The 6,651-nt window shown below is 52.9% G+C and carries 7 protein-coding genes; 1 reads left to right on the forward strand and 6 read right to left on the reverse strand.

What is annotated here, in order from left to right:
- Nucleotides 1–81: 81 nt before the first annotated feature.
- From alr to MED297_RS15190, 6 genes are all read right to left on the reverse strand, one after another.
- Nucleotides 82–1,191 carry an alanine racemase gene (gene alr, locus MED297_RS15165; RefSeq protein ID WP_008046449.1) on the reverse strand — a complete coding sequence of 370 codons (1,110 nt, stop codon included), beginning with the start codon at nucleotides 1,189–1,191 and terminating at the stop codon, nucleotides 82–84.
- Nucleotides 1,192–2,352 carry an amidohydrolase gene (locus MED297_RS15170; RefSeq protein WP_040557456.1) on the reverse strand — a complete coding sequence of 387 codons (1,161 nt, stop codon included), beginning with the start codon at nucleotides 2,350–2,352 and terminating at the stop codon, nucleotides 1,192–1,194.
- A gap of 21 nt (nucleotides 2,353–2,373) precedes the next feature.
- Nucleotides 2,374–3,153 carry an amino acid ABC transporter ATP-binding protein gene (locus tag MED297_RS15175; RefSeq protein WP_336884825.1) on the reverse strand — a complete coding sequence of 260 codons (780 nt, stop codon included), beginning with the start codon at nucleotides 3,151–3,153 and terminating at the stop codon, nucleotides 2,374–2,376.
- 35 nt (nucleotides 3,154–3,188) lie between these two features.
- A complete protein-coding gene (locus MED297_RS15180) occupies nucleotides 3,189–3,842 on the reverse strand; it encodes an amino acid ABC transporter permease (protein ID WP_008046456.1) in 654 nt (217 codons plus the stop codon).
- An 11-nt stretch (nucleotides 3,843–3,853) separates the two neighbouring features.
- A complete protein-coding gene (locus MED297_RS15185; RefSeq protein ID WP_008046458.1) occupies nucleotides 3,854–4,510 on the reverse strand; it encodes an amino acid ABC transporter permease in 657 nt (218 codons plus the stop codon).
- 139 nt (nucleotides 4,511–4,649) lie between these two features.
- Nucleotides 4,650–5,438 (reverse strand): transporter substrate-binding domain-containing protein, encoded by a 789-nt coding sequence (locus MED297_RS15190; protein WP_008046459.1) that lies wholly within the window; start codon nucleotides 5,436–5,438, stop codon nucleotides 4,650–4,652.
- Between the two features lie 240 nt (nucleotides 5,439–5,678).
- On the opposite strand from MED297_RS15190, the gene MED297_RS15195 reads away from it, so the two are divergent.
- The coding region (locus MED297_RS15195) for a LysR family transcriptional regulator (RefSeq protein ID WP_008046460.1) at nucleotides 5,679–6,651 on the forward strand (973 nt) is incomplete at its 3' end.

Consider the following 6,651-nt stretch of genomic DNA (forward strand, 5'->3'; position numbering starts at 1 on the left):
TGACCCTCCTGTGTTGGTCAGTGGCAGGTCCTCGGCGCCGAGGACCGCAGTGCTTCAGGTTTCTATGGGACCGCAATGAACTCAGATATAAACGCGTGGGTTGCGCTGGCCCCACTCGGCGTAGATGTCGGCCATGATGGTATCGGCCTGCATTTCAATGCGTTTGATGTCGATCTTGCCGGTGCCCTGATGGCCGAAAATCACCACCTCATCTTCAACCTCAACGACGGGGATGTCCGTTACATCGGCCACGATGGTGTTCATCGACACCTTGCCCAAAACCGGCACCAGTTGGCCGCGGATTAACACATGGCTGCGACCGAAATAGTTGCGCCGGAAGCCATTCGCATAACCGAGGGCAATGTTCGCCACACGGCTGTCGCGGGTCAGTGTCGTGGTGCGGTCATACCCAATGGTGCTGCCTTGCGGATAGGTGGTGATGTTGGTGATTTGAGCCTTTAGCTGCATGGTGTGTTCAAAGCCCAGTTCGGGTTTGAGAATGCCGTAAAGGATGGCACCGCAGCGATAAAAATCGGTTTCGATGGGCGTTGATGAAATCAGGCTTAATGAACTGCCGGCGTGGACATTCACCTGCTCGCGCTTCAAGGCTGTGTTGCTGAAAATCCAGTTGAGATCAGAGCGGAAATGCTGATCGCTCAACTGCAAGTCCTGCTCCGAACCCGAAGGATGATGAGTGCAGATGCCAACGATCCGATCGCCGAGTAGATCGACAATGCGCTGACAGGTGTCGTGTCCATCTCGTTCATTGAGTTCCAATCCATCCCGTGACATTCCGCCGGCGTTTATGGCGAGATGCACGCCCTCACTGTGCTCAGTCAGCGAATCAATCACCTCAGCGGTATACAGACTGCTGACCTGTTCTTGTACCCGGTCGGCAACAGCGCCTGCGATTTCGCTGGGCGTTGCCGTGCGCAGACGCAGTATCGTTCCTTCGAACCCGGCTTCGCGAACTAAGCGGGCTTCGGCGTTTGACGTAATGCCCACGGTCTTGATGCGATGTTCGCAGACGATGGCGGCCACTTCGGCAATGCCATGACCGTAGGCATCGGCTTTCAGTACGGCGCAGAACTCGGCGTGTTCCGGCAACAGTGACAGCGCCAGCGACAGGTTGTTCGCGATGCGATCGGTCAGTATTTCGCACCAGGCCGTATGAATAACGTCAGAACTCATTTACTTGCCAGTGTCATTCGCCAACGTGGTGTCGATGATTTCCAGCAGCAGTTCCGCACCAATGCCGATGAGCTCATCGGGAAAGTCATAATCCGGGTTGTGCAGCTGCGGTTGGTCGGTACCGGCACCTAAAAACAGCATGGTGGCGTTGGCTCCGTCCAGGCTGAAGTGACCAAAGTCTTCCGACCAGGACATCGGGTTTGGCATGTCGTACAGGGTGAGCTGTCGTTTTTTGACCGCCACTCTTGAAATGTCTGTTGATTGAACCTGGTTCGTACCCGCGGGAAACACATCGTGCCAATGCACTTCGGTGGTAATGACCGGGTCGACTTCATCGATCAACCCCTGAATGGTAGAAATCATTTCATTCATCCGGTCATCGGTTTTACTGCGCAACGTTACCCGCAGTTCCCCTTCACCCGGAGCGACACCAAACGTCGGCCTACCGAGGTTGGCGTAGGTTAGAGTGCAGAGCCCGTAATCGTCATCGTTGATCGATCCGCTGCTGAGGGTTGGAATGGTTTGCATCAGATCGGCCATGGCAGAACCCGGTGATACTCCATCTTCCGGTTTTGCCGCATGCGAGCTTTTGCCATGAAAGTTAATCTGCATGCCACGCGAAGCGCAGGTTGCTGTACCGTCACTGATGCCGACTTCGCCTAAAGGACGGCCGGGTGCGTTGTGATATGCAAAGGCATAGTCCGGCCGTATGTCGGGCCATCGGGGATCACTGATCACGGCTTGTGCGCCGGCACCGGTTTCTTCAGCCGGTTGGAACAACAGGATAACGCGACCGTGACTGGGCCGTTGTGCCAGGCCGAGTGCGACGCCCAGTACAATGCTCATGTGCCCGTCGTGACCGCAAAGGTGGCCTTTACCATGGCAGGCCGAGCGATAAGCCAGCTCGGATTTTTCAGTAATTGGTAAAGCATCCAACTCGCAACGGAACAGCAACGTCGGGCCGGGCTGGTCGCTTTTAAACTCGGCGGCCACGCCGTAGCCACCCAGCCCTTGCCAGATCCGATCAGCGCCGGCGTTGGTCAACTCCTGAACGATGCGTTTTGCGGTCTGTTCTTCTTCACCTGAAATTTCAGGATGCTGATGAAGGGCGTGCCGGACGTCAGTCAGATACGCCAATTGTTCTGCAGTTAGAGTTCTCATAGTCACAGCTCGCAGTTGTCTTTAAGAGCGAAGGTGTTTACGGAGAAAGCTTTGCGTGCGCTCCTGTTCGGGGTTGCTGAACAGTTTTTGTGGGTCGTCTTCTTCGACAACAACGCCGCCATCCATAAACATAGCCCAGTCGGACACATCGCGGGCAAAGCCCATTTCGTGCGTCACAATCAACATGGTCATGTGTTCTTCGGCAAGACCGCGCATCACCAGGTTCACTTCTTCCACCAGTTCGGGGTCAAGCGCAGACGTTGCCTCATCGAACAGCATCACCTTCGGTTCCATGGCCAGCGCTCTGGCAATGGCGACGCGCTGTTTCTGGCCGCCGGACAACCAGTTTGGAAATACATCGGCTTTTTGTGCAAGCCCGACGCGATCGAGTAAGTCCATACCCCATTCGCGGGCTTTTTTAGGGTCCATACCTTTCAGTTTTCGCGGTGCCAAAGTGACGTTGTCGATCGTCGACAGGTGCGGAAACAGATTAAAATGCTGAAACACCATGCCCATGTTCTGACGAATATGGTTGATGTGCTTTTCGAAGGCGAGACCTTTCAGGTCGGGCCGGTTCACTCTGGCGCCATCAAGGGAAATTTCTCCCTGATCAATCACCTCCAGATGATTCACCGAGCGCAGCAAGGTGCTTTTGCCTGAGCCGGACGGTCCGATAATTGAAATGATTTTGCCGCGATTGACGGTCAGGTTGATGCCTTTAAGAACTTCTAAGTCGCCAAATCGTTTGTGGACATTCCGAATTTCAACCATCGGAGTCTCTGTTTGATGTTCAGTAGTCATTAGTTCTTCGACTCTCTCAGTAATGGGTTAGGGGTTTAACGACGGTAGGCCGTTAACCGTTCCAGCCAAACCTGGCCGAGTTCCATAAACACGTTGATGATGTAGTACATGATCGCGATGACGATGAAGAACTCAAACGGACGGAAAGACACGCTGATAGCGTACTGCGATGCATAAACCAGTTCGGCTACGCCAATGGCAGAAAGAACCGAGGTGTCTTTGACCATCAGGATCATGTTGTTCCCGATCTGTGGAATTGACCGGATAAACGCCTGAGGAACGAGGATGTAAAAAATGGTCGCCGTATGTCCGAAGCCGAGCGATCGGGACGCTTCGTATTGGCCGTCTGAAACCGACTTTAAGGTGGCGACAAAGATATCGGCGTTGTACGCCATGTAGTGAAAACCCAGCCCGAGTATGCCCACCACAACCGCAGGTATCAGTACCCATTCTCCGATACCGAAGTAAAGCAGATAAAGCTGTAGTAACAGCGGTGTGGTCATAAACAGCCAGATGAAAAACCGCAACGGCCAGCTCAACACCTTGTTGATGTAGACTGAAATGACGGCAACCAACAGACCACCCAGAACGGACATCAAGGCGACGATAATGGCAACAAAGATGGCCACGCCCAAGCCTTTCATCAGCGTCGGGAAATAGGTAATGACCGGTGTAAAATCAAACTCCATGTCTCGACTCCCTATAAAGTTGTATAGCGCGTGGCGCGGCGATAGGCCAGCTCAATGATGCCCATGACGGCATAGACAATCACGATGTACATCAACGCACTGATGGTAAATATTTCAAGGGGTTTGTAGGTCGATCCAATCAATCGCTGCGCCTGATAGGTCAGCTCGACGACGGAAATGATGGAAATCAGTGAAGAGTTTTTTACGACGACAATCGCCAGCACCCCTAAGGAGCGAATCATCAGCGGTGCGGCTTGCGGTAACACAATTGAGATCAGCGTTTGTGCTTTACCGAAACCGAGTGAACGGGATGCTTCAGCCTGGCCGCTGTCGACGGACTCGATTGAGCCGCGAATGGCCTCGCTCATATAAGCGCCGATGTTAAAAGCGCCGACAAAGACGCCACAGGTCAACGGGTCCAACCGAAAGCCAATGCTCGGTCCGCCGTAAAACACCAAGAGCAGCTGAACAAAGTAGGGCGTGCCGCGAATCGCGCTGACGTAGCCGCGAGCCAGCCATCGGACCGGCGCAAATCGCAATGACTGCATGAACACCAGTCCGCACGCCACGAAGAAACCAAAAAACAGAGAACGTGCAGAAACATCGATCGTCACCCAGGCCGCTTTCAGCAGCAGGGGAGTGACGTCGACCATTAAGTTGAAATCCATGGACTTACCTTTTGAACCTGGTCACCGGTCGAGCCAACGCAGGTTGGCGATCGACGGTGAATCGTTAACGAGTAACCGGTAGAGCACGGCGCTGATCTTTAACCATCTCAGTGGTCATGATCAACGCCTTAGTGTGTGCTTACTCGATGTTGGCGCCTTCGCCAATCCATTTGTCAACGATGTCCTGATAGGTGCCATCGGCTTTGATTTCTGCCAGGGCTTCATTCAAAGCGGCGAGTAGCTGCGGCTTGTCCTGTTGGATGGAGATAGCAGCCGGCCAGCGTGGCAGTTCACCAACGTCGACCATCTTGATTTTGGTGTCGTTCTTTTTAACGGCCAACAGCACAGGAACATCGTCACCGATCATGATGTCGATGCGGCCAGTCGTCAGGGCGTTCAGCATGTCTGGCAGACCCTGGAAGGTTTGGTTTCTCCAGTTGCCATTCGCGTTTTCAACCGCCCATTGGTTACCGGTTTCACCCAGCGTAGAGCCGACACGTTTGCCTGCAAAGTCTTCAATGCTGTTGACGTCGTTGTTGTCTTCCTGAACCCAAACGGAAAGACCGGCGCTGTAATAAGAATCGGTAAAGTCGAGCACCTTACGACGCTCTTCGGTGTTACTCATGCTGCAAATGCAGGCATCGAAGCGACCGCCAGCCAGCGCGGCAATGATGCCGTTCCATGGTGATGATTGAACGTTTACTTCGACACCCATTTTTTCAGCCAGCGCTTTAGCAATGTCGACATCGAAACCGACCAGGTTACCGCTGTTGTCGACGAAGCTGAATGGAGGGTAAGCACCGGAGTTGACGACCTGAAACACATCGTCCTGAATTTCATCCAGATCGCGTGCTTGAAGGGACAGGGGTAACGCCACCAGAAGGGCCGCAACCGTTAGGGCTTGGCGAGTTTTTTTAATGAGATTCATGTTGATTTCTCCTTAGAAAAGAAAGGCTTAGTTTAATTTTTGTGTGAGCTTGCGCCGCTCTATTGATTTATTTTTATGGTTTCTTTTTTTAGGTGTTAATCGGTTGTGACTCGTCTGAGAAGCGCTAAAACTCTGGTTTTAACGGCTTCCCGTTGCAGGCCGACCATTGCATTCAAGCACCCGCCCATGTATAAAACAAATCAATATGACTTATTCTGATATAAGCTTGGATTATGCCAAATGGAAAAGGCTGAGATAGAACGGTTTGCCCGAAATCTGGATTGGAATCTGCTTCAGGACTTTCTCGTTATTGTGGAAGAGAAGGGTGTGACGCGTGCTGCGACGCGATTACATGTGTCGCAACCGGCGGTAACCAACAAGCTGCAGCGCCTTGAAAAGTACATGGACAGTCACCTGATTGATCGGACCGCTCGTGAGTTCACGCTGACGGAAACCGGTCAGATGGTGTATGAAGAATGCGTTGAACTGTACAGCAACGTGTCGCGCATGGCGGAAACGTTAAAGGACGTGCGCGATAGCATTACCGGTCACGTTTCCGTGAACACGCCCACGCATGCGGAGTCCAAAGTGATTGATAATGCGTTGTGGAAGTTTCACAAAACGCACACCAAAGCGACGGTGTCGTTGCATGTCGCCACCAGTTGGGATGTGATTACCTCAGTGAAACGCAAAAACGCCGCTTGCGGCATCGCACTGGTGACGTCAAGGACGAGCAGCCTGAATTACGATGTGATTTACCGCGAACGCTTTGGTTTGTATTGCGGGTATGGCAGTGAACTGTTCGGCCGCGATGACGTCAGTCTTGATGAAATTGCCGCGCAACCTTACGTAACCTTTCCGACCGATGTGATCGGTGGTGAGTTGCACAACTTTACGGTGGCGAGAAAGAAAAGCGGGATCGACTCTGTCCCGATCAGTCAGTCGTATCATCTCGAGGAAATCCGCCGTCTGATCGAAATCGGGGTCGGCATCGGTCCGCATCCGGTGCATGTGGCCCAGCGATTTGTCGACCAGGGGCGACTGTGGCAGTTGAAAGCCTTTAACGACTATCCGGTGTTTGAGGTCTGCCTGATCACCAATCCACGCATTCGTCTGAACGCTGCTGAGCAAGCCTTCATTAATATTATCCGCGACGAAATCTATAACACTCCGTTGGAAGAGCGCACTGTAGAGGCGTGTGTATATAACCCAT

The sequence above is a fragment of the Reinekea blandensis MED297 genome, assembly GCF_000153185.1.
Lineage (GTDB): Bacteria > Pseudomonadota > Gammaproteobacteria > Pseudomonadales > Natronospirillaceae > Reinekea > Reinekea blandensis.